The organism is Halomonas sp. HL-93 (genome assembly GCF_900086985.1).
Classification (GTDB): Bacteria; Pseudomonadota; Gammaproteobacteria; order Pseudomonadales; family Halomonadaceae; genus Vreelandella.
Genome location: NZ_LT593974.1, coordinates 2,209,622 through 2,231,543, shown reverse-complemented (window position 1 = coordinate 2,231,543; position 21,922 = coordinate 2,209,622). Strand labels below are relative to the sequence as shown.

The 21,922-nt window shown below is 54.6% G+C and carries 18 protein-coding genes; 8 read left to right on the top strand and 10 right to left on the bottom strand.

Annotated features, from left to right (window positions below; genetic code table 11):
- Positions 1-4: 4 nt before the first annotated feature.
- A complete protein-coding gene (locus GA0071314_RS10330; RefSeq protein ID WP_074396563.1) occupies positions 5-1,420 on the bottom strand; it encodes an amidase in 1,416 nt (471 codons plus the stop codon).
- Between the two features lie 93 nt (positions 1,421-1,513).
- Positions 1,514-2,314 (bottom strand): glycerophosphodiester phosphodiesterase family protein, encoded by an 801-nt coding sequence (locus GA0071314_RS10325; protein ID WP_074396562.1) that lies wholly within the window; start codon positions 2,312-2,314, stop codon positions 1,514-1,516.
- A gap of 155 nt (positions 2,315-2,469) precedes the next feature.
- Here GA0071314_RS10325 and GA0071314_RS10320 point away from each other — a divergent pair, with 155 nt between their 5' ends.
- On the top strand, positions 2,470-3,447 hold the full coding sequence (locus tag GA0071314_RS10320; RefSeq protein ID WP_074398501.1) for an NADPH:quinone reductase: 978 nt from the start codon (positions 2,470-2,472) through the stop codon (positions 3,445-3,447).
- Positions 3,448-3,502: 55 nt separating this feature from the next.
- Here the strand turns inward: GA0071314_RS10320 and GA0071314_RS10315 are convergent, their stop codons facing one another.
- A complete protein-coding gene (locus GA0071314_RS10315) occupies positions 3,503-4,411 on the bottom strand; it encodes a MurR/RpiR family transcriptional regulator (protein WP_074396561.1) in 909 nt (302 codons plus the stop codon).
- 212 nt (positions 4,412-4,623) lie between these two features.
- Here GA0071314_RS10315 and GA0071314_RS10310 point away from each other — a divergent pair, with 212 nt between their 5' ends.
- The 7 genes from GA0071314_RS10310 (at position 4,624) to GA0071314_RS10280 (ending at position 13,803) form a co-directional block, all read left to right on the top strand.
- Positions 4,624-5,430 (top strand): enoyl-CoA hydratase/isomerase family protein, encoded by an 807-nt coding sequence (locus GA0071314_RS10310; RefSeq protein WP_074396560.1) that lies wholly within the window; start codon positions 4,624-4,626, stop codon positions 5,428-5,430.
- Between the two features lie 62 nt (positions 5,431-5,492).
- Complete coding sequence (locus GA0071314_RS10305) at positions 5,493-7,670, top strand: acetate--CoA ligase family protein (RefSeq protein WP_074396559.1); 2,178 nt, start codon at positions 5,493-5,495, stop codon at positions 7,668-7,670.
- On the top strand, positions 7,667-8,470 hold the full coding sequence (locus GA0071314_RS10300) for an enoyl-CoA hydratase-related protein (RefSeq protein WP_074396558.1): 804 nt from the start codon (positions 7,667-7,669) through the stop codon (positions 8,468-8,470). Before GA0071314_RS10305 ends, GA0071314_RS10300 begins: the two co-directional genes overlap by 4 nt.
- 209 nt (positions 8,471-8,679) lie before the next feature.
- Positions 8,680-10,548: an SLC13 family permease gene (locus GA0071314_RS10295; protein ID WP_074396557.1), complete on the top strand. Its 1,869-nt coding sequence runs from the start codon at positions 8,680-8,682 to the stop codon at positions 10,546-10,548.
- A gap of 112 nt (positions 10,549-10,660) precedes the next feature.
- Positions 10,661-11,419, top strand: a complete 759-nt coding sequence (locus GA0071314_RS10290; RefSeq protein ID WP_074396556.1) for a DeoR/GlpR family transcriptional regulator — start codon at positions 10,661-10,663, stop codon at positions 11,417-11,419.
- Between the two features lie 121 nt (positions 11,420-11,540).
- A complete protein-coding gene (gene glpK, locus GA0071314_RS10285) occupies positions 11,541-13,028 on the top strand; it encodes a glycerol kinase GlpK (RefSeq protein ID WP_074396555.1) in 1,488 nt (495 codons plus the stop codon).
- Positions 13,029-13,578: 550 nt separating this feature from the next.
- Positions 13,579-13,803 carry a hypothetical protein gene (locus tag GA0071314_RS10280; RefSeq protein WP_074396554.1) on the top strand — a complete coding sequence of 75 codons (225 nt, stop codon included), beginning with the start codon at positions 13,579-13,581 and terminating at the stop codon, positions 13,801-13,803.
- A gap of 88 nt (positions 13,804-13,891) precedes the next feature.
- On the opposite strand, the gene GA0071314_RS10275 is transcribed toward GA0071314_RS10280, so the two are convergent.
- From GA0071314_RS10275 to GA0071314_RS10245, 7 genes are all read right to left on the bottom strand, one after another.
- Positions 13,892-15,541 (bottom strand): glycerol-3-phosphate dehydrogenase/oxidase, encoded by a 1,650-nt coding sequence (locus GA0071314_RS10275; RefSeq protein ID WP_074396553.1) that lies wholly within the window; start codon positions 15,539-15,541, stop codon positions 13,892-13,894.
- 137 nt (positions 15,542-15,678) lie between these two features.
- Complete coding sequence (locus GA0071314_RS10270) at positions 15,679-17,418, bottom strand: ABC transporter substrate-binding protein (protein WP_074396552.1); 1,740 nt, start codon at positions 17,416-17,418, stop codon at positions 15,679-15,681.
- Positions 17,419-17,491: 73 nt separating this feature from the next.
- Positions 17,492-17,764 carry a DUF2160 domain-containing protein gene (locus GA0071314_RS10265; RefSeq protein ID WP_074396551.1) on the bottom strand — a complete coding sequence of 91 codons (273 nt, stop codon included), beginning with the start codon at positions 17,762-17,764 and terminating at the stop codon, positions 17,492-17,494.
- 11 nt (positions 17,765-17,775) lie between these two features.
- Positions 17,776-18,672: a carbohydrate ABC transporter permease gene (locus GA0071314_RS10260; protein ID WP_074396550.1), complete on the bottom strand. Its 897-nt coding sequence runs from the start codon at positions 18,670-18,672 to the stop codon at positions 17,776-17,778.
- 1 nt (position 18,673) lies between these two features.
- Complete coding sequence (locus tag GA0071314_RS10255; RefSeq protein ID WP_074396549.1) at positions 18,674-19,558, bottom strand: carbohydrate ABC transporter permease; 885 nt, start codon at positions 19,556-19,558, stop codon at positions 18,674-18,676.
- Complete coding sequence (locus GA0071314_RS10250; protein ID WP_074396548.1) at positions 19,551-20,651, bottom strand: ABC transporter ATP-binding protein; 1,101 nt, start codon at positions 20,649-20,651, stop codon at positions 19,551-19,553. Before GA0071314_RS10250 ends, GA0071314_RS10255 begins: the two co-directional genes overlap by 8 nt.
- Positions 20,644-21,744 (bottom strand): ABC transporter ATP-binding protein, encoded by a 1,101-nt coding sequence (locus tag GA0071314_RS10245; protein WP_074396547.1) that lies wholly within the window; start codon positions 21,742-21,744, stop codon positions 20,644-20,646. The genes GA0071314_RS10250 and GA0071314_RS10245 overlap by 8 nt, the downstream gene beginning before the upstream one ends.
- Positions 21,745-21,922 lie beyond the last annotated feature (178 nt).

The following is a 21,922-nucleotide window of genomic DNA, read 5'->3' as shown; positions in this document are numbered from 1 at the left end:
TTGCCTATGCGTACTGAGAAGGGTTGGGAACTGTTGGAAAGCGCGGCGGATGTGCTTCCATGAAGGCATGGCAGGCGCGGAGTACCCGGACGTCATCGAACTTACCGCCCGCTAGTTGAAAACCCACCGGCAGCCCGTTGTCAGTGAACCCGCAGGGCACCGAGGCGGCGGGTTGCTGGCTGAGGTTGAAAGGATAAGAGAAGGGAGCCCACTCTTCCCAGTCGCGCATATGGCGGCCCGGAGGAACTTCCTGGTTGACCTCAAACGGCAAGACGGCCACTGATGGGGTCATAATCAGGTGATACTGCTGGTTAAAATGTTCGAGCCGCTGGGTCAGCAAGGCCCTGTTCGAGAGTGCCCGAAAAAGGTCAAGCGCGGACCATGCTTCGGCTTCGCGGGCATTGGCTACCATGCCGGGGTCCAGCTGTTCGCGCTGCGCTTGATTCATCTGTCGCCACTGGTCCAGCGAGGCGGTGAACCAAATCTTACGAAAGGTATCCAGCGGCGATGAGAATCCGGGGTCCACTTCGACGATTTCGGCACCCAATGCTTCCATCTTCTGGGCGGCTTCTTTTACCCGGCTGGCGATTTGGGGATCAACGTTGGCATAGCCCAGGTTAGCCGAATAGCCAATGCGTAAACCCTCAAGGCCCTTGTCGAGGTCGGCCCCCCAGCAGTCAGGCTGACCCCGGGTCGCGTAGGGATCGCGGTAGTCGTAGCGGCCCATCACATTGAGCATGCTGACCGCATCGCGTACCGAACGCGTTAACGGGCCCAGATGTGAAAGGCTCGGTTCCTTGGCTGGCGGCCACTGAGGTGTCCAACCGAAGGTGGGCTTAAAGCCGAAAACGCCGGTGAAGGCGGCGGGAATGCGGATAGAGCCACCTGAGTCACCTCCCTGATGCAACACCCCCATATTGAGTGCCGCGGCCGCCGCGGCGCCGCCTGATGAACCGCCGGGGGTAAGACGCGTATCCCAGGGGTTCTGGGTGGCACCAAAAACGCGGTTATCGGTGACGGCTTTCCAACCAAATTCGGGCGTATTGGTTTTGCCGAGAATGATGGCGCCGGCTTCGCGAAGCATTCGCGCAGGTGGCGCATCGGTGTCGCACAGCGCTGTGGATGAGGTTAATGAACCCGAACGGCAGGGCATACCTGCCACCTCGGTTAAATCCTTCATCGATACTGGAATACCATCAATGGGGCTGAGCGGTTTACCTTGCCCCCATCGCCGAGCCGAGGCTTTCGCGGCTTGCTCTGCACCTTCTGGATCAACGTAAACATAGGCGTTAACTGTGTCGTTAAAACGATCAATGCGCGCCAGAGCGGCACGGGTAGCGTCTAAGGGGGATGCTTGGCGTGTTTCGAAGAGCTGCTTGAGGGTTTGCACATCTAACGTACCGAGGTCCGTATCACTCATCCCACTCTCCTCGTTGACGGTCGCGTTGAGCGGCGATCCATCAGGCTGGATTTATGGCTTCTAAGCGTAGGTAAGCAAGCCAGGCTATGCTAATCAGCGCTGTTCTTTTGTGACCTCATTTATTAATGCCGGTGGCGTTGCGGTGGGGGCCGATAAGTAGCGCTGGAAGATTTCCGGTTCATCGGTAATCGCGCTGGCAGCGCCCCACGCCCACAGCGGTTGGAAGGCAACAGGGTTATTGGGCGTGTAGCAAAGTAGCGAGTAGCCCGCCTGTTGAATGGCGTCAGCCTGAGCACGCTTGAGGCGTGACCAGTTTGCATGAAGGCTGAAAGCATCGATTTCACCGCATTGCGTCTGCCAGCCTTTGGGTAGGCGATTGACCAGCACGCCCAGCGCTAGGTTGTCTGCCGTGGCGAAGGTGCGGCTATGGCGTAGCGCCGTTTGATCAAAAGATGACAGGACAAACCGTTCGGCGGGCAGCGCTTCGAGCACCACCGGCAGCACACGTTCGACCAGAGCGATGGGGTCGTGGCCGCGGTTCACTTTGAGTTCAAGGTTGATGCCCATGTCCAACTCGTCAACCAGTGCTAGCATGGCCTCCAGGCTGGCCATTTTTTCGCCTGCAAAGGCGGCTGAAAACCAGCGTCCTACGTCCAAGTCTTGGGTTTGTTTCCAGCTCAGGTGACGTAATTTTCCGCGCCCGTCTGAACAGCGGTTAATATCCACGTCGTGCCAGATAACGGGGGTTCCATCGCCTAAAAGCTGCACGTCGAGTTCGACCCAACTAACGCCCGCGTGATGGGCAGCTCGCACCGCTGAGAGGGTATTCTCCGGGGCGGCGGCGGAATAGCCGCGATGGGCAATTAGCGTGGGCAGCGTAATTTCAGGATGCATTGTCAACGTTCCGTTAGCCGTCGGCGTTAATTCTGGAGGAGTCTAGCACGGGCGTTGTGACAACTGCGTTGCGCTGGCGGTCCGATAGCGTTAGCTTGCTTACCTGAGTCTGAACATTATCCAATAAAAAGGAGCTTCCCGTGTCCCAGGAACATGTGTCTCAACGAATTCAGTTTGCTCACACTGGCGGTTCTGAGGTGCTGGAGTTAGTCGAAGTGACTCCCACCGTGCCCGCTGCCGGTGAAGTACGCATTGCGAATAAGGCCGTGGGCCTTAATTTTATTGATATCTATTTTCGTACCGGGCTTTATCCAGCACCGTCCCTGCCCTCTGGCCTGGGCACTGAAGGGGCGGGTATCGTCGATGCAGTAGGAGAAGGCGTTACCCATCTGAAAAAGGGTGACCGAGTGGCCTATGCCCAGGGCCCTCTAGGTGCCTACGCTGAGTCGCATACGCTGCCTGCGTCGAAAGTCGTCAAACTACCGGACTTTATTGATTTTGAAACGGCAGCGGCCAGCATGCTGAAAGGGTTAACGGTGCAGTATTTGCTACGCCAAACCTACGAGCTAAAAGGGGGCGAAACGATTTTGTTCCATGCCGCTGCCGGCGGTGTGGGCTCGATTGCCTGCCAGTGGGCGAAAGCGCTGGGCGTTAAGCTAATTGGCACTGTTAGTTCAAAAGAAAAAGCCGATTTAGCCATGGCCAACGGCGCGTGGGCGACTATTAATTACACGGAAGAAAATGTGGTAGAGCGGGTACGCGAGCTAACCGATGGCGCCATGTGCGACGTGGTTTACGATTCGGTAGGTAAAGACACTTGGGAAATGTCGTTGGACTGTCTAAAGCCACGGGCGCTGATGGTCAGCTTTGGTAATTCGTCTGGACCAGTGGACGGGGTGAATATCGGCATTCTCAACCAGAAGGGCGCGCTGTTTGTGACCCGTCCGAGCCTTAACGGCTATGCCGATACCCGTGAGCGCTTGGAAATGATGTGTGAAGAGTTCTTTGCCATGATTGAAAGTGGCAAGGTTAAAATAGATATCGCTAATCGTTATCCGTTAGCAGAGGCGGGTAAGGCCCAAGACGCTCTGCAGAGCCGCAAAACCACCGGTTCCACCATTCTACTGCCCTAAGCTTGCGGAAATGCCCGCTGCGAAAAGCAGCGGGCAACGCCCCGCGTTTATTGCGTTAGGACACGTCTACGTACGCCCCCATGTGGCGCATGCGCGTCTCGAAACTGACGACATTATCGACCAGATGGTCGGGCCCAAACGCCACGCATTCAGCCAATATCGCCTCGCTTAAGGTAATGGCCGCAAGGATCGAAGGGAAGAAATGCGGCGTAGCATTAGCGACGGTGAACGTAATAAGCGCGCCGGGTACCAGCGGTGAGCGAAGGGTGTCGGTTATCGCGATGGCCTGAACGCCGTTACGGCGGGTGACCTCCAGTGCTTTAACGGTTTCTGCGCAATAGGGCTCAAAACCAAACACCACGACCAAGTCTTGCTCGTTGAAACGATCCAGTTCGGTTAAAAGCCCGCCTTCCAAACCTCGAATTAGCGTGATGTTAGGCATGGCGATGCGCCCTACATAGGCAAAGTGATAGGCACACGCAAACGTATCCCTAAATCCCACCACGGCGATATTGCGTGCCGCCAGCATTTGCTGGGCCGCATCGCGCACGCGTGCCTGATTATCCGCAGTAAATAAGCGGCCGATATTATCGAATGCGGCATCGCCCACATTTACAAACAGTTGATCATCGGGTTGGTGAGCCTGGTGACGTAGCTGGCTAGCGCGTCCGGAGAGCTCCACAGGTGGTGTCTGTACCGCCGATTGAAACACCTCGCGAAACGGTTCATAGCTTTCAAACCCAAGCCGCTTGGCTAGGCGCACTAACGTTGAAGGGGTGACCTGCGCAATTCCGGCCGTTTTACGGATCGACTGAAACGCCATTTCGAGAGGGTGTTCCATCACGTAGCTTGCCGCCTGTTTTAACTGCGGACTTAGCGTGGGATAAAGCTCCGCAAGCCGTTGATTAATAGAACCTAAGGGGGAGGAGGGCGGCGTAATCGATTCTCGGTTTTGACCAGTCATGTAAGGCTCCAGCGCATTCAGATGAGCAGTGTAACCCATGTAATTTGGTTGGTGCATTTGTATCTTTTTTATTTTTTAAAGAAACAATCGTGTTGACTGGCGTGGGTGGTACCTCTAGCATTGTGAATGATACATACGTTGCTTTTTAATATAAATTTGAAACGTATGTACTGTTTCGCCGCCTTCTTTATCTAACAGGTAACCTGACCGTGATGACCTCAACCCTTGATTTGCCTTCCTATGAAACGCTGTTGGTCACTCAGCAAGGCTATGTCCTGACGGTGCGCCTCAACCGTCCTGAGCGGCTTAATGCGGTGGTTGAGGCGCTTTATCAAGACTTGCTCCACGTATTGACGATTGCCCAGCAAACGCGGGAGGTGCGTGCCGTGGTGCTCACCGGTGAGGGACGCGCGTTCTGTGTTGGCGCCGATATGAAAGTCCACGGTGGCGCCGCAAGAACGCTCTATCAGCGCCGCGAATATCTGCAGTTAGCCAATGACGTAGCGGAGGCCATCGCCCAGCTCAGCAAACCGGTTATTGCTGCGTTGAACGGCTATGCGCTAGGCGCGGGCGCCGAGATGGCGGTGGCCTGCGATTTTATTCTAATGGCGGATGACGCCCCGATTGGCTTCCCGGAAACCAGCATTGGCACCTGCGTGGGCGGCGGTGTTTCAAAATGGTTACCCCAGTTGGTGGGGTTGGGACAGGCCCGTCGCCTGCTGTATACCGGTGAAAAGATAACAGGTGCCGAGGCTACCCGACTTGGGTTGGCGCTTGCTCATTACCCGCTTGATCAATTGATGCATGAAGCCACTGCGTTGGCGTCCCAACTCGCTGAGCGCGCGCCGGTATCCATGGCGATGTTAAAACCGTTGATCAATCGCGCGGCGCATACCGATATGCCAAGCCAACTGCAGCAAGAGCTTGATGCTGTTTTTACCTGTTCAACCACCGAGGATTGGCAGGAAGGGGTGAATGCGTTTGCTGAAAAGCGACTGCCCCAGTTCCAAGGTCGCTAATCGCTTAGCCACTTTTTAGCTGGTGGGAGCCGGCATTTTTATTCATTTCGACAGGTAATCACATGCAATCTATCGAAGGTCACCTTCCTTCACGTAGCCCCCTCCACGCGGTGCTGGCCCCTGAGGGAATCGCAGTGGTGGGGGCTTCATCTGACCCCACCAAACGGGGTTATAAAGCTATGGTTGGTCTCGTTAAGGGCGGCTATCGTGGTGATATTTATCCGGTGAATCCCAAAGCCAAGGCTATTTTAGGCGTTAATGCTTGGTCGTCTATCAGCGCTATACCGGGAACACCGTCATTGGCGCTGATATGCACGCCGGCGGCGACGGTACCCGATCTAATTGCCGAGTGCGGCCGTCGAGGTATCAAGGGCGCGGTGGTATTAGCTAGCGGCTTTAGCGAAACCGGTGAGGCGGGGGCAGAGTTAGAAGCACAAATGATGGCTAATGCCCGTGCGCATGGCGTGCGGATCATTGGGCCAAATACATCAGGCTTATTTAATCTTCACTACAACGTCAATTTGCTGGCGCTTGAAAACCTCAAACCCGGTGATATTGGTATTGTTTCCCAGTCAGGCAACATGCTGCTTTCGCTAGCGTTGGAGGCCCAGCATAACGGCCAGGTTGGGTTTAGTAGCTACATTGGCCCTGGCAACCAAACCGATCTCGGCTTTAACGACTATCTTCGCTATTTGGGTGAAGATGAGCACACGCGAGTCGCCACCCTATATGTAGAAGGCTTTAGAGACGGGCGTAAATTTCTTGACGTAGCCCGAGCGGTTACGGCCATGAAGCCGGTGGTGGTCTATAAGTCGGGCTCTACCGAGCAAGGCCAAAAAGCGGCAAGCTCGCATACTGGTGCGCTGGCAGGCAGCTATCAGATGACCGTTGACTTGCTACGCCAAGCCGGGGTGAGCGTAGTGCAATACTCCGATGAAATTCTGCCAGTCGCCGAAGGGCTAGGTCGCTTACAAAAAGCAGCGGGCAAACGCGTTGCGGTGATTGCGGACGGCGGTGGCCAAGCCACTATTGCGGCAGATCGACTGGCGGAGGCAGGACTAACGCTGGCGGCGCTCTCCCCTGACACCCAGGCGAAACTCAAGACACTGCTGTTACCCCAGGCGTCGTCCGTCAACCCTGTGGATGTGGCAGGCTCCTCAGACGCGAATCCCTCACTCTTGGCCCAATGTATGGAAGTGGTGGCGGCCGATGCGAACGTCGACAGTGTTTTTCTAGTGGGGATGTTTGGCGGCTATAGCCTGCGCTTTGCCGAGTCGCTATTGGGTGACGAAATGCGCGGCGCTGAATCCATGGTCGAACTTGCTCATGCGACCCAAAAGCCGCTAGTCATCTACAGCCTTTATGCACCGATTAAGCCCCCTCCACTACGGCGTTTGCACGAGGCAGGCTTACCCATTTACGCCTCAATCGAACATGCCGTGAGGGTGCTGGCGGCGCTTGGCGAGCGTGGTGAATACCTGGCGCGTGGCGCCGCCCAACCCGCTACTCGGCCGATGCAGGCCTCTCCTAACGGGCAGGCGCTGTTAGCGACCGCAAGACAACAAAAGCGAGACTTGCTCGAGTTCGAAGCCAAGGCACTGCTTGCCGAGCATTGTATCCATGTGCCCGACGAGCGGCGGGTGCAAAGCGCCAATGAGTTAGCGGATGTCGCACGGCACTTTGGCCATCACCCCCTGGCAATGAAAGTGGTGTCCAAGGATATTTTGCACAAATCAGATGCTGGCGGGGTGCAACTGAATCTGGTTGGCGAAGCCGCATTACGCGATGCCTATAAAACCATCATGGGTAACGCCCAGCGTTACGATCCAAGTGCCCAACTCGACGGGGTGTTAGTCACGCCCATGGTAGAGAAAGGGGTGGAGGTCATCATTGGTATGCTGCGGGATCCGGTCTTTGGCCCGGTCCTTATGTTTGGCCTGGGCGGCGTGTTCGTTGAGGTGTGGGAGGACGTGGCGTTTCGTTCCCTGCCAATTACCCAAGCCGATGCCGAATCTATGGTGAATCAAATCAAGGCGCAAAAAGTATTGGAAGGGGTCCGCGGTGCTCCGGCTGTCAATAAGCAGGCGCTAGTATTGTTATTGATGCGTATTTCAAAGCTGGTGGACGCCTACCCGAGTATTCGTGAGCTAGATTTAAACCCGGTAATGGCGTATCCAGAAAGCCACCCCCATGGTTATGCCATTGTGGATGCTCGAATCATTGTGGAGCGAGAAGAATGAGTCAATCGTTACCGACACTGACAGATGCTATCTTAACGCTTGAAGAGCGGGTGGCCACACTCACCTTGAATCGTCACGACGTGCGTAATGCGCTCACCGGCACCGCGTTGGTTGATGACATTGTCACCACCGCGCACTGGGTCAACCGCACAAGCGACGTCTCGGTGCTGGTGATCACCGGTGTTGGATCGGCATTCTGCGCAGGCGGCAACGTCAAAGATATGGCCGAACGTCGCGGCGACTTCGCTGGCGACGCTGCGGAAGTGGCTGAACGCTATCGCCGCGGAATCCAGCGAATGCCACTTGCGCTCAGCGAAGTAGAAGTGCCTGTCATCGCAGCGGTCAATGGGCCAGCGATAGGGGCTGGGTTTGACCTAGCGAATATGGCGGATTTACGGATCGCGTCACGTCAGGCTAAATTTGGCGAAACCTTCCTCAACCTGGGCATTGTTCCCGGAGATGGGGGAGCATGGTTTATGCAGCGACAGATAGGCTATCAGCGTGCTTTTGAGCTAACGTTATCCGGGCGAGTGATCGACGCCCAGGAAGCCCTGGATTATGGCGTTGTGCTGGAAGTGGTCGAGCCGGATGCCCTGATGAAGAGAGTCATGGAACATGCCGCGCGCATTGCCGCTCAGCCGCCTAAGGCCACACGGCTAACGAAACGCTTGATGAAAATGGCCCCGGATATGGAGTTAAAAGCGTTTCTGGACGTGTGCGCCGCATTTCAAGGCATGTGCCATAACGAACCCGAGCACCTTGACGCTGTTCAGAACATGCTGGCGCGTATGAAAACTTAACGACATAAACGTTTTCTTCGTTTTAATTAATGACCTTCCAATGCCTGGCTTTGCCAGGTTTTTTGCTATTAGGTGGCTTCATCAAAAGCAATACGTGTGTATGGTAAATGTATAATGTTGATCGGCTGCATCGCAGCATCTGATTTACAGTGAAGCGGGCGTTTCACGAAGGTGGCGGCGCCGGTGGCTCATAGGGAGGTGACGTAACAATGGCAATTGAGGATCTGGGACTAACGCCTAGCACCCTAGTGTTTATGGTTTTAGGGCTAACATTGGCCGCCTTTGTATGGGGGCGCTTTCGCTATGATCTGGTGGCGCTCGCCGCGCTATTGGGGTCAGTCATGCTTGGGTTGGTGCCCGCAAACGATGCCTTTCTGGGCTTTGGCCATCCTGCAGTGATCACGGTGGCCGCCGTTTTGGTGCTAAGCCGAGGGTTCGAACGCTCCGGTTTAGTCGATATTATCGCCGAGCAGGTACTCAAGGTCGGCGAACGGTTGATCCTTCAATTGCTGGTGTTGGTGGGCACTGTCGTGGTGCTCTCTGGAATAATGAATAATGTAGGGGCGTTGGCGTTACTCCTGCCTGTGGCCATGCGTTTGGCGCGTGAACACAATACCTCACCTTCACTATTGCTGATGCCGCTGGCATTTGGCTCGTTGTTGGGTGGGTTAATTACGCTGATAGGCACGCCGCCGAATATCATTATCTCAAGCTACCGGGCTGACGTGTCCGATGGCAATTTCGGCATGTTTAGTTTTGCCCCTGTGGGCATTGTGGTGGCGTTGGCTGGCCTTGCGTTTATCGTGCTTATCGGCTGGCGGTTTACGCCGAAGCGTAGTGGTCAAGCATCCGCAGCGGATATGTTCGACACGGCCAACTACTTGGTGGAGCTTAAAGTCAGCGATGATTCCAAGGCCAAAGGGTTAACGCTGCAACAGCTTCGCGATGAACTGGAAGATCCCATCCCGGTTTTGGCCGTGGTACGTGACGATAACCGCCAAGCGGGTTATTCATTCCACGGTATGCTTCAGGCAGGGGATATCCTGCTTTTAGAAGCCGGGCCAGATGAGCTGAAGCTGCTTGAGGATAAAGCAGGTCTTAGCGCCGTTGCCGAACCTGAGCAAGACGAGGAAGAGGACGGGGAGTCAATAGATGAAGATCGCGACTCAACGGAAGACGACAGCGAGCCCGAGGCGCACCCTCCGGTGGATACCGAAGGGCTTCAACTGGTGGAAGTGGTGGTGCGCAATGATTCGATGATGATCAACCGCAGCGTACGCCAATTACGTCTTAATCATCAGTTTGGCTTGCACCTGGTGGCCGTGGCCAGGGATGGCACACGTCTTAAACAGCGGCTGCGTGATATCCGTTTTAAGAATGGCGATATATTGCTGCTGCAGGGCGAGGAAAATGAAATTGCCGAAAGCCTTCCGACACTGGGCTGCTTGCCGCTGGCGAGTCGTGATTTGAACCTTGGTAAGCCGCGCAAGCTGCTGTTTTCTCTAGCGATTTTTGCGGCTGCGATTGTTGTGATGTTATTGGATTTATTACCCGCCGCGGTGGCATTGAGTAGCGCGGCATTGATTTCACTGCTGATTGGTGTATTGCCACTGCGCGAGGCCTACCAGTCGATTGATGGGCCTGTGATAGTACTGTTAGGTGCCATGATCCCGGTAGGGGAAGCACTGGAAACCAGCGGCGGGGCGGATTTAATTGCCCAAGCGCTGTTGCACTGGGGGACTGACTGGCCGGTGGTAGTAACGATGGTTGGGCTGTTTATTCTCTCCATGCTGCTTTCTAACGTCGTCAATAACGCTGCGGCGGCGCTGTTAATGGCACCCATTGCTGTGAGCCTTGCCAACGGCTTTGATGTGTCGCTTGACCCCTTTTTAATGATCGTTGCAGTGAGTGCTTCCTGTGCCTTCTTAACGCCGATTGGCCACCAGTCAAACACCCTTGTGCTCGGCCCCGGGGGGTATCAGTTTGGCGATTATTGGAAACTGGGCTTGCCGCTTTCGGTTGTCGTGCTGGTGGTGTCGATACCAATGATTCTGTGGGTTTGGCCGCTGTCGGGGTAACGCGTACAGAGTACTAGCACGAGACGATGAGGTGTGATCAATCAGCGTTATTTGATGAAAATTTTGCTACGCTTATGTTCTAAAGCGAACAAATAACGTTACGGGCTAGCTTATGAATCAACAGTTTCGTCAAGATGCGATTATTGAGCTGGTCCGCCAGCATGGCTACATGAGCATTGAGCAACTCACCGACCATTTTGCCGTAACGCCGCAAACCATTCGTCGAGACCTTAATACGTTGGCTAACGACGGCCGTGTGAGACGCGTCCATGGTGGTGTAGGGATTGAGTCAAGTACGGTGAATACGGCTTACAGCACGCGTAAAACCATGCATCTGGAAGAAAAAGAACGCATTGCCCGCTGTTTAGCCGAGCATATTCCGAACGATGCCTCGCTGTTTATTAACATTGGTACCAGTAACGAGGTGATCGCTCAGGCACTTTTAGATCACCAGGGACTGGAGATAATTACCAATAATCTCAACGTTGCCGCGATACTGCAGCATAAGGAAGACTTCACGGTGATTATCGCGGGGGGGCAGGTGCGCTCACGCGATGGGGGGATTATTGGCGAGGCGGCCATCGACTTTATCAATCAGTTTAAGGTCGACTACGGCATTATCGGGATCAGCGGCATCGACGAAGACGGTTCTTTACTAGAATTTGACTATCAGGAAGTCCGCGTTGCCCAGGCGATAATCGCCAATTCACGGCGTGTTTATCTGGCCGCCGATTACTCCAAATTTCACCGTAACCCGGTGGTTCGTCAGGGTAATATTGCCCAACTGGATGCATTATTTACCGACCGTAAACCGCCCGAGGCCATTCAGCGTTTGCTTACTCAGCACGATGTCGCGTTACACCTTGCCTGAATCGGCGAGTCGTTAGGGTTTTCATACTTGAGCATTGGTGGCGGCTGGCGTAGCCTAGGATGATAATAAAACGAAAGTAATCATACAAAATCGAAAGAACCAACAACAAAGCGAACTTGTTATGTCCTCTTTTATACTTGCCATTGATCAAGGTACGACCAGTTCCCGCGCGATTCTCTTTGACCGTGAAGGCCAAGTCGCCGCGGTCGCGCAGCAGGAGTTTACCCAGCACTATCCCCATGATGGCTGGATTGAACACGACCCTGAAGATATTTGGGAGACTGTTGTCGCCACTTGCCGAGACGTCGTCAAAAAAGCGGCGATCAAGGTAAACCAAATTGCCGGGGTGGGCATCACCAATCAGCGTGAAACCACCATCGTATGGGATCAGCACTCTGGGAAACCGGTTTATAACGCCATTGTTTGGCAGGACCGGCGTACGTCATCGCTCTGTGAGCAGCTTCGCGCTGAGGGCCACACTGAGCGTGTTCAAGCCAAGACTGGCCTGCTGATCGACCCGTATTTTTCCGCTACCAAGCTGGCATGGATATTAGACAACGTCGAAGGCACCCGTGCGCGGGCAGAAAAAGGTGAACTGCTATTTGGGACGGTTGATAGCTTTCTGATCTGGCGTTTAACCGGTGGCCGTCATCACGTGACAGACGCCACCAATGCGTCGCGTACGGCCTTGTTCAATATCCATGAGCAATGCTGGGACGACGAGCTACTTGATTTGTTCGATATACCCGCGTCGATGCTCCCCGAGGTGAAAGACTCAAGCGATGATTTCGGCACAATGGACACTCGCTGGTTGGGTGCCGAGCTGCCCATTGCCGGTGTGGCTGGCGACCAACAAGCCGCGCTGGTTGGCCAAGCGTGTTTTCAGCCGGGAATGGGGAAAAGCACCTATGGCACTGGGTGCTTTATGATCGTCAACACTGGCGAGACACCCTCTTTGTCGCGTAATCGGCTACTGACCACGATCGGTTATCGACTTAATGGCAAGCCCACTTATGCCATGGAAGGCAGTATCTTTGTAGCCGGTGCCACCGTGCAGTGGTTGCGCGATGGCCTGAATTTATTTGCAGATGCAGCGGAAACCGAAGCGCTTGCCCGTAAAACGCGTAGCGGGCACAGCGTTTATTTAGTCCCTGCGTTTACTGGCTTGGGCGCACCGCACTGGGATCCTAAAGCCCGCGGGGCGATTTTTGGCCTAACCCGCGACACCGGGATCGCGGAAATTGTCGCCGCCGGCCTTCAGGCGGTTTGTTACCAGACGCGTGATCTTCAACACTGCATGAATGACGACATGGAAGCGCCGCCCGGCAACTTGCGTGTCGATGGCGGCATGGTCAAGAACAACTGGGTCATGCAGTTTCTGGCCGATATGCTGAACGTGCAGGTGGATCGTCCAACAATTCTGGAAACTACCGCCCTGGGAGCCGCCTACCTGGCAGGTCTGCGACTAGGTTGGTATGAAACGCTTGATGATATTGAGCAGCTGTGGCGCTGTGAGCGTAGCTTCACGCCCAGCATGGAAGAAGCGACTCGCGATCAGCTTTATCAGGGGTGGCTAGACGCCGTCTCCCGTGTGCGCTCTGTGGATTAACGCTTGCCTATACGCCGCTATCGCCGTTAAGGGGTAGCGGCCAGCTATAATAAACCGCTTGCCTGTATTAGCCCTTCGTCGACTGGCGTCAATGTCTCCATGGCGTATACTTCCTTCCGCTTATCTAGGCCATTCGGCCTTATTTCCTGCCTGATCAGCGCACTTTGCGCCAGCGCCGTACCTTCTATGAAATTCTACAACACTCTTTGCGTCTATTTGCCGTGGATGTAGTCAAGCTACAACGCCGGCTGCGGCCAACGATGCATTGTGAGCTTTACGGCAGTGCACCATAGTGAAGTCATGGATCAGGGCGGTGTTTCGTTATCCCGATATGCCCTCCTGACCACTGCTACATTTGATGCGCTTTTGAATTATCCGGGCGCTTGAAGCGAAGGTCTTGTAACGCTTGTGACCCTATCGCAGTCACCGAACTGGACACTTATCCGGTCCAGCATGAGTAGCAACGTCACCATTCGTCATTAACAAGATGGCTGCTTAACGACTAACGATAATAGTAAGCAGCGGATGACCATACCATGAGGGTTTAACCATGAACTGCATCGAATTAAGTCAACAAGCCGACCGTATCGCGAATACCTTTAGCAAACAGGATCTTGCCAAGTTAGTATTGGCGCTAAAGGGCCAGAGGGAGTCGCTTCAGCACGCGGTTGAGGTAATCGATACGATCGATAGTCGCGTAGGCTACACGCTCGAAGAAGCATGGGATGAGGTATTGGCAGGCGATTCCCAGCTGCTGGTTGAGGATGAAGAATAGCCCGTAACTTACGTGCATTTCCTTCCCCCCTGACGGTTTCCGTTAGGGGGGTTTTATTATGGGCTGATGTTCACGCAAAGCCGCCCGTTTATGAAGGCACTTTTTGCATGGGGGTATAGGGTTGGGCCGTATCGCGGTGCTGGGCAAAATAGTCCTCAAAGCGTTCTTCTGCTTTCTCGCCAAACAACACACGGCAAGCTTCTTTTAATCCCTTAGAATGACGTAGTTGCTCGTGGTGAACCACTAGCGATACTTTTGCCCGCCGGCGAAGAAAATCTTCAAGTTGGGTAATCATTTCATGGTCGCGTGCGTGGGCAAGCTCGCAGCGAATATACTCTGTGCCCTCAATTAGAATGTCGGCTTCCGCAGGGTCTTGACGGATTTTTTCCAGCATGGGCATTGCCTGCTCGGCGTAACGCCGCCAAAGGCGCGATGAAAGGGGCTCTGAAGACGTAGCAGCCGTCATCGCATCCAGGTTCATGCGTTTTGCCTGATCCATAAATTGCTGTTTCACCGCGTTGGCGGGTTCGCCATACCAGCGGAAGCCTTGATCGGGTAGCGCGATGCCGAGTTGTACAACAGCCTCGGCAATTTCATCCCCTACGTTCAAACAGTCGGTCAGCTTGCCGCCAAAAATACTGATGTGAGCACTGTCCTTATTGGTATCAATTACATGCTTGCGGGATAGCTGTAGGAAATCACGGTCGCTTTCTTCTTCGGCTTTAATCGCTAACGGCCGAACGCCACAGCGCGTCGAGATGATATCGGTTTGATCGAGTGGCTTGTCGAGTGTCAGGCGTTTATTGATGTTTTCCAGCACAAAGGCAATATCCTCGGCGGTGACCTCCACCTCGGGATGCTCCATGTGCGTATCGGTGGTGCCAATACAGGTCCGATTGCCCATGGGAATCACAAAGAACAAACGACCGTCGTCAGCGAAAAATGCCAACACACGCTGCGAATCTGTCAGCTGCGGCACAATTAGGTGTATGCCCTTTGAATACAGGTGTTGATGGGTGGTCTTTTGTCCTGTCATGGCATTGTGTTGATCCACCCACGGACCCGCTGCATTAATTAACACCTTGGCGCGAATATCAAATGACTGGCCGTCAATCACGTTACGAGCTTTGGTTACCCAATAATCGCCGTGGCGTTCGGCACCTAGGGACTCAACATAATTTGTGGCGATGGCACCGTAGTTAAGGGCATGGCGAACAAAATTAAATACAAATCGTGCGTCATTGTCGTGCAGGTAGGCATCGGAATACTCAAAGCCGCCAACGGACCCATCGATATCGATGATGGGCTCTTCTTGCTTGATTTTCTTGGGGGACAGTAAACGAGGGCGCTTGGTAAAACCATTCCCCATTAGCCAGTAAAGCCAGGTGCCCGCCCACAAATAGCGTGGTGAGTGGCGAAAACCTTTGGTGATCGTGGTCAGAAAACGAATCTCCTGAACCGTTGACGGGTAACTTTTAATTAAATGATTACGACTTTTACACAGTTTACGAACCAGTGCGAAGTCTTTGCTTTCCATATATTTGATGCCGCCCCAAACCAGGTTTGAAGAGTGCATGCTGGTGCTGCCTGCAAAGTCACCTCGGTCAATCAAGGCCACGTTGGCACCTTTGCCCGAAAGCGCGGCAGCGGTGGCGGCACCGTTAATGCCGCCGCCGATAATCAGTACATCGAAGGCTTCGCTGTGTAGTTTTTCTATATTACGGTTACGCAGTTTCATAGCGGATCCAAATTAACAAAGAAAAGCCCCGTTCACGCTGGGCAGGGCGTTTAACCCACTCAGCCAGCCTTGTGGCGATGTATGGCGGCCCTGGTGGGCCGCCGTATTAGCGCGAGTATGCCGTTCTAAGCACCGCGTTAGCGGGTGCCTGCTGACATCCATTCTTCCATCATTTCGTCGTAAGGCACGGTGGTGCCCTGCGGCATTTCATCGTCAAGCTTTGGCTTGGGCGAGCCGTCTTCATCCAGCCATTCCTGCGGGTCGCGCTCGTCGTTGAGCACTGGCGCGTAGCTGTCGAATACGTTGGCACGGGCCAGGCGGCTCATGGTGTTGTCCATGTCTTCGGCCAGCTTATCCAAGCCTTCCTGTGGCGAGACTTCGCCGCTCATCACCGGTGCCAGGTTTTGCCACCATAGCGGAGCCATGCGCGGGTAGTCGGGCACGTTGGTGCCGGTAGGCGTCCAGTTGGACTCGTTGGGGCTGCGGTAGAACTCGACCAAACCGCCTAGCTTGGGTGCCATTTCGGTCATTTGATCCGAGAAAATATCCGACTCACGAATTGGCGTAAGGCCGTGCATCAGCTTTTCCAACGACGCGGTCTTGGATACGGTGAACTGAGCAAACAGCCAGGCAGCGGTGCGGCGGTCCTCAGGCGTTGAGTCAAAGAAGGTCCAGGCACCTACGTCCTGATAACCGACTTTCATGCCGTCTTCCCAGTACGGGCCAGTGGGCGAGGGAGCCATGCGCCACAGCGGGTTGCCTTCGTCATCGGTGACGGCCACTTCCGGGTCGGTCATGTCGGCGGTGAAGGCGGTGTACCAGAAAATCTGCTGGGCAATATGGCCTTGAGCAGGCACGGGGCCAGCCTCGCCAAACGTCATGCCCTGGGCTTCTTCTGGGGCGTAATCGGCTAGCCAGTCAACCGCTTTTTGCATGGCAAACACGGAAGCCGGCGAGTTGGTGGCGCCGCCACGGCTTACGCTTGCGCCGACCGGCTGGCTGTCTTCGTTAACACGAATACCCCAGTCATCAACCGGGTTGCCAAACGGCACGCCTTTGCTGCCCATACCGGCCATGGAGAGCCAGGAGTCGTGGAAACGCCAGCCTAGCGAGGGGTCGCGGCGGCCGTAGTCCATGTGGCCATAGACTTTCTCACCGTCGATTTCGCCAACGTGCTCGGTGAAGAACTCGGCAATATCCTCGTAGGCGGTCCAGTTAGTCGGCACGCCCAGGTCATAGCCGTAAATCTCGCGGAACTGCTCCTGGAAGTCTTCGCGTTCAAACCAGTCATGGCGGAACCAGTAAAGGTTGGCAAACTGCTGAGTGGGCAGCTGGTAAATATTGCCGTCCGGTCCGGTGCCGTACTGCAGGCCGATAAAGTCGTCAAGATCCAGTGTGGGCAGAGTGTAGTCGGCCCACTCGTTTTCCATGGCGTCAGACAGGTTGATCGTGGTGCCGTAGCGAATGTGCGTGCCGATGGAATCAGTATCGTTGACGAAGCCGTCATAGATGCTGTTCCCCGACTGCATCTGGTTTTGCATGGTATCGACCACGTCACCTTCACCGATGATGTTGTGGGTGACATTGATACCAGTGAGTTCGGTGAACGCCTCTGCCAAGACTTCGCTTTCGTAGACGTGGGTGGTTAAGCCCTCGGCGACGGTTTCAATGTCCATGTCGCGAAACGGCTCGGCGGCTTTGGCAAACCACATCAGCTCTTCGATCTTTTCCTCTCGGCTTAGTGTCGAGTCTTGGAAATGCTCATCGACCAGCCGTTCGGCAATGGCGCGCGCATCACTGTCATCCGCCGACAGCGTGGCGGATGCCAGCAGCAGGCTAGCGGCGAGGGTGGTGAGTTTGAAATTGTTATGTCGCATGTTGACCTCGTTGTGTTGTGATCTTCCCTAATGACGGAACCGTCCATGAAACCGCTACTTTGATTAGCGCCGGTTAGCCCCAGCGCATTAGCACCAACAGCCAGACAAACGATGCCGCCAGTGCCAACCAAATCGATAAAGAGGTGTAGCCAATTACTCCCAGGTGAATAAACGCGGCTGAGAGCAGACCAATAAACAGCCGGTCGCCGCGGGTTGTGCTAATCGGCAAAAAGCCCTTTCGCTCTATGGTGGGCGAGACAACTTCCCATACCGTCATCCCGGCCAGCATGGCCGCAATGGCGGAAAAGAAAATTGCCGTGGGCACTGTCCATACCATCCAAGACATACATCACCTCCTTAGGTACGACCCAGGGCAAAGCCCTTGGCGATATGGTTGCGAACGAAGTAGACCACCAGAATGCCGGGCAAAATGGTCAGCACACCGGCGGCGGCAAGCGTGCCCCAGTCGATCCCTGATGCAGTGGACGTGCGCGTCATGATCATGCCAATCGGTTGGGCACTGGTGGCGGTGAGCGTGCGGGCCAGCAGCAGCTCCACCCACGAGAACATAAACAAGAAGAACAGTGTGACGCCGATGCCCGAGCGGATCATGGGAATGAAAATCTTGATAAAAAAGCGCGGAAAGCTGTAGCCGTCGATATACGCCGTTTCATCGATCTCTTTTGGCACGCTGCTCATAAAGCCTTCCAGAATCCAAATGGCCAGCGGAATATTGAACAGGCAGTGGGCCAGCGCGACGGCAATATGCGTATCGAACAGCCCCACCGAGTAATACAGCTGAAAGTAGGGCAGCAAGAACACCGCCGGTGGTGCCATCAGGTTGGTTAACAGCCAGAAGAACAAATGCTTATCGCCGATAAAGCTGTAGCGGCTAAACGCATAAGCGGCAGGTAACGCCACGCAAATGGTGATCAGCATGTTCATCAGCACGTAGGCGATCGAGTTGACATAACCCATATACCAGCTTGAGTTGGTAAAGATGCCAATATAGTTATCCAGCGTGATGTTCTCTGGCCATAGCGTCATGGAGCCTAATATCTCGCTGTTGGTTTGCAGCGACATATTGAGTAGCCAGTAAATCGGCAAAATCATTAAAAACAGATACAGCCCCAGCAGCACGCGGGAGCGCAGCCGACTGCGTGCGTTACGCTTGCGCCGTTTGGCAGGTGTCGTGCGGCTAAAAATCGTGTTGTACTTTTCGCCCTGCTGGGTATTTTCGAGTTGATAGCTCATGTCACGCGCCTCCCTGAGGATGTTTGTCTTTTTGCATGTGCATGATGGCGGTATAGAACACCCAGCTCACGAGCAGAATGACCAGGAAGTAGATGATCGAAAACGCCGCCGACGGCCCAAGGTCCTGCTGGCCGATAGCCATCGTGGCAAGCGACTGGCTTAAGAACGTGGTCGAACTGCCCGGCCCACCGCCGGTCAGCACGAACGGCTCGGCGTAAATCATGAACGAGTGCATAAAGCGCAGCAGTACGGCAATCACCAGCACATTGGTCAGCTTGGGCAGTTGGATGTAGCGAAACACCGCCCATTTGGAGGCTCGGTCAATGCGTGCTGCCTGGTAGTAGGCTTCGGGGATGGAGCGCAGACCGCTGTAGCAAAGCATGGCGACCAACGGCGTCCAGTGCCATACGTCCATTAATATGATGGTGATCCAGGCATCTGATGCGTCGCGGGTAATATTGTAGTCCACGCCTAATTGGCGTAAGCCCCAGCCCATCAGGCCAATATCGCCGCGGGTGAAGATTTGCCAAATGCTGCCGACCACGTTCCAGGGAATCAGCAGCGGTAGGGTAATCAAAATCAACACCGCCGAGGCCTGCCAGCCGCGTTTGGGCATAATCAGCGCAATGCCGATACCCAAAGGCACCTGAATGGCGAGAATCGTGAGCGAAAAGATCATTTGGCGGACAAACGCGACTTGCAGCTCAGGGTCGTTGAGCATGCTTTTAAACCATTCGGTGCCAGTAAAGAACCGGGCGTTGGCACCCAGCACGTCCTGAACCGAATAGTTGACGACCGTCATCAGCGGTACAATGGCGGAAAACGCCACCAACACCAGCATGGGAAGCACGAGTAGCCAGGCGCGGTTATTACGTATTTTATTCATGGTCTACCTCAACTCGGTACTCATCGACGTAAAGGCTTAGTTTGTCGTCTGGAAAGCGTACGTGAACCGTCTCACCCAGCGGCGGATGGTCCTCGGAAAGCCGCGCTTTGAACGTCTGTTGATTTAGCGAAAAGGTCAGAATGGCGTAGGTGCCAAGGTCTTGAACGTGCTGATTGTGCACCGCCAGGGTGTCGGGCTTGGCTGTCGCAAATACCTCGACAAATTCAGGCCGAATCCCAAGCTTTACGTTGTCGCTTTTAGCGCGACTCACTGCGCCCAGGTAGGCTGGGTTTAACGCAATGGCTTGGTCGCCAAAGTAGGCGGCGTGGTCTTGGTATCGCAGCGTGAAAAAGTTCATCCCAGGGCTGCCGATGAAGTAGCCCACAAAGGTGTGGGCGGGCGACTCAAATAACTCGCGGGGGGTGCCAAACTGCACCACCTGGCCTTCGTACATCACGGCGATTTTATCCGCGAAGGTAGACGCCTCTAGCTGGTCGTGGGTGACGTAAATCATGGTGATATTAAAGCGCTCGTGAATTTCCTTGAGCTTGCGCCGCAGCTTCCACTTTAACTGCGGGTCAATCACCGTGAGCGGCTCATCAAACAAAATCGCTGTCACGTCATCACGCACCAAGCCCCGGCCCATGGAAACCTTTTGTTTCTCGTCGGCGGTCAGGTTTTTGGCCTTGCGCGAGAGCAGCGGGGTCAGCTCTAGAATATCGGCAATTTCCAGTACCTTGGGCTTCACGCGATGCTCGGGGGTGTTCATGTTGCGCAGTGGAAACGCCAGATTATCGAACACCGTCATGGTGTCGTAGATCACTGGGAACTGAAAAACCTGGGCGATGTTGCGCTCCTCCGGCGGTAATTCGTTGACCAAGTGGCCGTCGAATAACACCTCGCCTTCGGAGGGGGCTATCAGTCCGGAAATAATATTCAAAAGCGTCGACTTACCGCACCCGGAAGGCCCCAGCAGTGCATACGCACCACCCTGGTGCCATGTATGTTGCATGTGGCGAATGGCGTAATCGGCCGCCGATTGCGGGGATTCGCTATAAGTGTGGGCAAGCGATTTAAGCTCGATCTCAGCCATGTGCAGCGCCCTCCATGAGATGCGTTGGGGTATGCACAATGCTGCCTTGCTGATCAAACACAAACAGCTTGTGAATCGGAAGGTGAACGTTGATAGCCTGATTCATACTCAACTCGTGAATGCCGACCAGGTGTAGCACCAGTGCAAAGTGCGGGTGGCGAACGTGTAAAAACGTTTCCGAGCCGCTGATTTCCGCCACATCGACGACGACTTCCAGGGCCAAGTCATCTTCCGCGCGGGGCGTGAGGCTCAAATGCGAGGCACGCACGCCAAACTGATAGTCGCCCGGTGGCAGCCGACGCAGGGCGTCGTCGCAAGCAAAGTGGGTGGTGCCATCGAAGGTGATTTGGTCATCTGTTAGCCGCCCGGGCAGAATGTTAATGGGCGGCTCGGAGAACATTTCAGCGCTTAACACATTGTTGGGTTCGCGGTAGGCCTGGTCAGTGGGGCCGTACTGCAACAGCCGGCCTTCGTGTAGCACTGCGGTATTGCCACCCAGCGCGAGCGCTTCATTGGGTTCGGTGGTGGCGTAAACGGCAATGCAGTTGCGCACTTTAAAAAGCTCACGCAGCTCATCGCGCAGTTCTTCGCGCAGTTTGTAATCCAGGTTAACCAGAGGTTCGTCGAACAAAATCACATCGGCATCTTTGACCAGCGCACGGCCCATGGCGGTGCGCTGCTGCTGGCCGCCGGAAAGCTCCTGCGGGTAGCGCTTAAGCAGATGCTCGATATGCAGCATTTCGGCAATTTCGCCCACGCGCTTATCAATCTCATGCGCCGGGTGTTTGGCCAGAATGAGCGGCGAGGCGATATTGTCGTAGACCGTTAAGCTGGGGTAGTTAATAAACTGCTGATACACCATAGAGACGTTACGGTGACGTACTGAAACGCCGGTAACGTCTTTGCCGTCCATCAGAATGCGCCCTTTGGTGGGCGCTTCAAGCCCAGCCATTAAGCGCATCAGGGTAGTTTTACCCGCCAATGTTCTGCCCAGCAGCACATTGAATGAGCCTGGCTCAAGCGCTAGGTCAACGTCGCGGATATAGGGAACACCACCCACAGTGTGTTCGATATTTTGCAAGTGTAGGGACATGCCAATCTCGCTAGCGTCGTTGTTATTGGAAAATCTAGCTTTCGTTTACGAAATTCTAGTTGATCGATTTCGAACATGCAACGCCTTTTATGTGCCGTTGGTAAGTCATTTGCGCATAAAAATCGAAAATTAAACGAAAGTATAGGCCCAAAAAAACCGGCCTCGCGGGCCGGTTATA

Bases quoted from the DNA above. Each gene is read 5' to 3' on its own strand.
- GA0071314_RS10330 (WP_074396563.1), bottom strand. From the start codon at position 1,420: ATGAGTGATACGGACCTCGGTACGTTAGATGTGCAAACCCTCAAGCAG.
- GA0071314_RS10325 (WP_074396562.1), bottom strand. From the start codon at position 2,314: ATGCATCCTGAAATTACGCTGCCCACGCTAATTGCCCATCGCGGCTAT.
- GA0071314_RS10315 (WP_074396561.1), bottom strand. From the start codon at position 4,411: ATGACTGGTCAAAACCGAGAATCGATTACGCCGCCCTCCTCCCCCTTA.
- GA0071314_RS10310 (WP_074396560.1), top strand. From the start codon at position 4,624: ATGACCTCAACCCTTGATTTGCCTTCCTATGAAACGCTGTTGGTCACT.
- GA0071314_RS10305 (WP_074396559.1), top strand. From the start codon at position 5,493: ATGCAATCTATCGAAGGTCACCTTCCTTCACGTAGCCCCCTCCACGCG.
- GA0071314_RS10300 (WP_074396558.1), top strand. From the start codon at position 7,667: ATGAGTCAATCGTTACCGACACTGACAGATGCTATCTTAACGCTTGAA.
- GA0071314_RS10295 (WP_074396557.1), top strand. From the start codon at position 8,680: ATGGCAATTGAGGATCTGGGACTAACGCCTAGCACCCTAGTGTTTATG.
- GA0071314_RS10290 (WP_074396556.1), top strand. From the start codon at position 10,661: ATGAATCAACAGTTTCGTCAAGATGCGATTATTGAGCTGGTCCGCCAG.
- glpK (WP_074396555.1), top strand. From the start codon at position 11,541: ATGTCCTCTTTTATACTTGCCATTGATCAAGGTACGACCAGTTCCCGC.
- GA0071314_RS10280 (WP_074396554.1), top strand. From the start codon at position 13,579: ATGAACTGCATCGAATTAAGTCAACAAGCCGACCGTATCGCGAATACC.
- GA0071314_RS10275 (WP_074396553.1), bottom strand. From the start codon at position 15,541: ATGAAACTGCGTAACCGTAATATAGAAAAACTACACAGCGAAGCCTTC.
- GA0071314_RS10270 (WP_074396552.1), bottom strand. From the start codon at position 17,418: ATGCGACATAACAATTTCAAACTCACCACCCTCGCCGCTAGCCTGCTG.
- GA0071314_RS10265 (WP_074396551.1), bottom strand. From the start codon at position 17,764: ATGTCTTGGATGGTATGGACAGTGCCCACGGCAATTTTCTTTTCCGCC.
- GA0071314_RS10260 (WP_074396550.1), bottom strand. From the start codon at position 18,672: ATGAGCTATCAACTCGAAAATACCCAGCAGGGCGAAAAGTACAACACG.
- GA0071314_RS10255 (WP_074396549.1), bottom strand. From the start codon at position 19,558: ATGAATAAAATACGTAATAACCGCGCCTGGCTACTCGTGCTTCCCATG.
- GA0071314_RS10250 (WP_074396548.1), bottom strand. From the start codon at position 20,651: ATGGCTGAGATCGAGCTTAAATCGCTTGCCCACACTTATAGCGAATCC.
- GA0071314_RS10245 (WP_074396547.1), bottom strand. From the start codon at position 21,744: ATGTCCCTACACTTGCAAAATATCGAACACACTGTGGGTGGTGTTCCC.